This is a genomic window from Kitasatospora sp. NPDC091257, assembly GCF_044757675.1.
Taxonomy (GTDB): Bacteria; Actinomycetota; Actinomycetes; order Streptomycetales; family Streptomycetaceae; genus Kitasatospora; species Kitasatospora lactacystinica.
In genome coordinates, this window is record NZ_JBIVVI010000861.1 from 1 (window position 1) to 4,051 (window position 4,051).

Sequence of the window (4,051 nt, forward strand, 5' to 3'; positions counted from 1 at the left end):
GTCGATCATGCCCCCAGCATGGCCCGCCGGAGCCCGCCGCCACCAGGGACCGGCGGTCCCCCGCTCACGGACGCCGTCACCCGTCGGCGTGCGGTGGGTGTCCGCGGCGCCGGGCCCGGAACAGGACGTGGCCGCTGTCGCCCTCGGGCACGAACTCCTCGTGGACCACGTCGAAGCCGGCGCTCACGAGCCACCCGCGGTTGGTGGCGGCGTCGGCGTGGCTCCACCACATCGCGGCCCCGCCGCCGAGCCAGTTCTCGTCGGTCCCGGTCCAGGCCCGGTGCCCGGTGGTGCTCAGGAACCAGCCTCCCGGCCGCAACCAGTGGGCGATCCGCTCCAGCAGGGCCGGCTGTTCCTCCACCGGCACATGGATCAGGGCGTACAGGCAGACGACGGCGTCGAAGCGGCCCCGGGGAAGCTCCACGGTCGTGGCATCGGCGCGGATGAAGTCGGCGCCCGGCACGAGCTGCCGGGCCCTGCGGATCTGGACCTCGCTGATGTCGACCCCCGTCACCCGGTGACCCGCCGCGACCAGGGACCGGGCCACGGGAACCCCGGTGCCGCACCCGAGGTCCAGGACGGTTGCGGCCCCGGGGAGCCGGCCGAGCAACTCCTCGATCCACGGTCCGTACTTCGTCCCGCTGCCGAATGCCCGCTCGTAGTGCTCCGACAGCACGTCGTACCCGCGCCGGACCACTTCCTTCGGATTCTCGTCGTCCACGCGCGCACGCTACGGCGCGCCCGCCGGGAGCGCGACCGCTTTTCCCCCGGCCCCGGCCGGCCCTGCGCCCGGGGCCGGTGGCGCGCGGGCCGGGGGCGCCCGGGGCCGTGCGAGCGCCAGGGCCCCCAGCCAGGGATCGGCGGTCCCTGGATCGGGAGGTCTCTGCCGCACCGCTCGGGGCGCGGGCAGGGTGGTGGGTGTCGAAGGTGATCAACTCTCCTGGAGGAGGCGGACGATGGCGACGATCCTGGTGACGGGCGCGACGGGTTCGGTGGGCAGCAGGCTGGTGCCGCGGCTGGTGCGGTGGGCGGAGGCGGACGGGGGCGCTGTAGAGGAGGAGCAGGCCGGCGGCGACGGGCCACCAGGAGCTGTGGGGGGCCCAGGCGAGGTCGCTGCCGGTGAGGTTGTCGAGGGCGATCAGGACGAGGATCCAGCGCAGTCCGGCGAGGGAGAACATGCCGAGGAGCAGGAGGGTCTGCCAGAGGCCGGCGCTGCGGGGGGTGCGGCGCACGGCGCGGCCGCGGACGGCGGTGGTGGTGGCCGTGTCCTCGGGTGCGGTGGTGGGGGTGAGGGTGTCGAGGTGGGCGGCGAGGTCGGCGAGGACGGGGTGGGCGTACAGGTCGGCGACGGAGACGCCGTTGTGACGGGTGCGCAGTTCGGAGACGAGGTGGGCGGCGGTGAGGCTGGAGCCGCCGAGGGCGAAGAAGTCGTCGTCGGGGCCGGGGGTGGTGCCGAGCAGGCGTTCCCAGTGGCCGGCGAGCAGGCCGGCGGTGCCGTCGAGGGCCTGGGCGGCGGGGGCGGTGCCGGTGGTGGCGAGCGGCCAGGGCAGGGCGCCGCGGTCGACCTTGCCGGAGGTGCGGGTGGGCAGGGAGTCGACGAGGGCGAGGACGGGCACCAGCGGGGCGGGCAGGCGTTCCAGGAGCCGGTGGCGGGCGGTGGTGAGGTCGGGGGTGGTGCCGGGGTGGGCGACGAGGTAGCCGACGAGCAGGTCGGCGCCGGCGGGGGTCCTGCGGACGGCCGCGGCGGCGGCGCGGATGCCGGGCAGGGCCTGGAGGGCGGCGTCGATCTCGCCGAGTTCGATGCGGCGGCCGCCGAGTTTGACCTGGTCGTCGGCGCGGCCGAGGAAGACGAGGCCTTCGGGGTCGTTGCGCACGAGGTCGCCGCTGCGGTAGACGCGGGGTGAGGCGAGGGCGGGGTGGGCGCTGAACTTCTCGGCGTCCTTGGCGGGGTCGAGGTAGCGGGCGGTGCCGACGCCGGTGATGAGCAGTTCGCCGCTGGCGTGCCAGGGGACGGGGTTTCCGGCCCGGTCGACGACGGCGATCTCCCAGCCGTCGAGGGGGGCGCCGATGCGTACGGGCTCGCCGGGGAGCAGGCGGGCGGCGGTGGCGACGACGGTGGTCTCGGTGGGGCCGTAGGTGTTCCAGAATTCGCGGCCGTCGACGGCGAGGCGTTCGACGAGTTCGGCGGGGCAGGCCTCGCCGCCGACGATGATCAGGCGGACGGCGTCCAGGCATTCCTGCGGCCACAGGGCGAGCAGGGTGGGGACGGTGGAGACGGCGGTGATGCGCCGGGTCACGAGCCAGGGGCCGAGGTCGGTGCCGGCCTTGACCAGGGCGCGGGGGGCGGGGACGAGGCAGGCGCCGTGGCGCCAGGCCAGCCACATCTCCTCGCAGGAGGCGTCGAAGGCCACGGAGAGGCCGGCGAGGACGCGGTCGCCGGGGCCGAGCGGCCGGTGGGTGAGGAAGAGGCGGGCCTCGGCGTCGACGAAGGCGGCGGCGGAGCGGTGGGTGACGGCGACGCCCTTGGGGCGGCCGGTGGTGCCGGAGGTGAAGATGATCCAGGCGTCGTCGGCGGGGCCGGGCCGGGCGGGGCGGCCGCCGGGGTGGGCGGCGGCGCCGGGGTGGAGGCCGCGGCCGGGGCCGAGGACGGCGCAGACGGCGGCGTCCTGCCAGATCATCCCGGCGCGCTCGTCGGGGTCGTCGGCGTCGACGGGGACGTAGGCGGCGCCGCAGCGCAGCACGGCGAGGACGGCGATGTAGAGGTCGGCGGTGCCGGAGGGGATGCGGATCCCGACGCGGTCGCCGCGGCCGATGCCGTGGCCGGCCAGTTGCCCGGCGAGGGTGTCGACCTCGTGGAGCAGGGCGCGGTAGTCGAGGACGGTGTCGCCGGTGTCGAGCGCGGGCGCGTGGGGGTGGGCGTCGGCGGTGGCGGCGACGATGTCGAGCAGGCTGCGGGGGTGGGCGGCCTGGGCCACCGGCCAGCCGGCCGCGGGGCCCTGGTGGGGGCGGTGCAGCGTGCCTGGGCCGGCCGTGTCGTGGCGTGCGTCCATGGATGGGTTTCCTTGGCTCCGGGGTCCTGGGGGCGCGTACGGGTGTACGGGTGTACGGGTGTGACGCCGGGTGACCCGGTTGTCACCTGCGGGAGGGCGCCCACTCACCATGACTCTGCGGGGAGTCGGCTGGATGCAGCGAAGGTTCGATCAAAGGGAATTCTCATCATCGATGCCACATGGGAACAGCAACGGTATGAATCGAATGACATTTCGCGGGTTTTCGCTCATTTCCGCTGGTGAAGAGTAATCGCCGAATACCGGAACGGCGCGACGGGAGGGGGAAGGGTGGTGAACACCATGGCGTCCGGAACGCTACCGGTGGCGAGGGGGTCGCTACCGGATTGGGGGGTTCTGGTCGGATCATCGGACTGTTCACGGTTTTCACATCTTCGTGTGGGATCCTTTCGCACACCTCTCCGCGGCTCGTTCCTGTGAGCGGGCCGGGCAAGGACCCCTCGGGCCGGGAATCGGCCGGGCATTGCGCCGAGGACGAGGGGCCGCGGACAAGCGCCGCCGGCCGGAACGGGAGCGCGCTCGTCTGGTACGTGGCGTACGGCTCGAACCTGCACGCCGCCCGCCTCGCCTGCTACCTGCGCGGCGGGCGCCCGGACGGCGGGGCGCGGACCCAGCCCGGCTGCCGCGATCCGCGCCCGCCGCGCCGGGCGGTGGCCACCGTGCTGCCGGGCACGCTCTACTTCGCCGGGCACTCGCTCACCTGGGGCGGCGGCTCGGCCTTCTACGATCCGGCCACCGTCGGCGAAGTTCCGTGCCGTGCCTATCTGGTGACGGTCGGTCAGTTCAGCGACATCGCCGCCCAGGAGATGCGCCGGCCTCCCGGCACCGACCTCGACCTCGTCCCGGCGCTCACCACCGGGCGCGCCGAGCTGGGCCCGGGCCGCTACGAAACCCTGCTGCACGTCGGCGAGTCGGACGGCCACCCGCTGCTGACCTTCACCGCCTCCCGGGGCGTGGCCGGCGCCGATCTCAACGCCCCCACC

Annotated in this window: 1 protein-coding gene and 2 pseudogenes; 1 reads left to right on the plus strand and 2 read right to left on the minus strand. The window is 74.7% G+C overall.

Annotated elements, in window-relative coordinates:
- Positions 1 to 76 precede the first annotated feature (76 nt).
- Entirely contained in the window at positions 77 to 721 is a 645-nt protein-coding gene (locus ACIQOV_RS30945; RefSeq protein WP_401053939.1) for a class I SAM-dependent methyltransferase, read from the minus strand.
- A 310-nt stretch (positions 722 to 1,031) separates the two neighbouring features.
- A pseudogene (locus tag ACIQOV_RS30950) lies at positions 1,032 to 3,050 on the minus strand (non-ribosomal peptide synthetase); the annotation flags it as partial.
- 548 nt (positions 3,051 to 3,598) lie between these two features.
- Between ACIQOV_RS30950 and ACIQOV_RS30955 the strand changes: the two are divergent.
- Positions 3,599 to 4,051, plus strand: a pseudogene (locus ACIQOV_RS30955) (histone deacetylase); the annotation flags it as partial.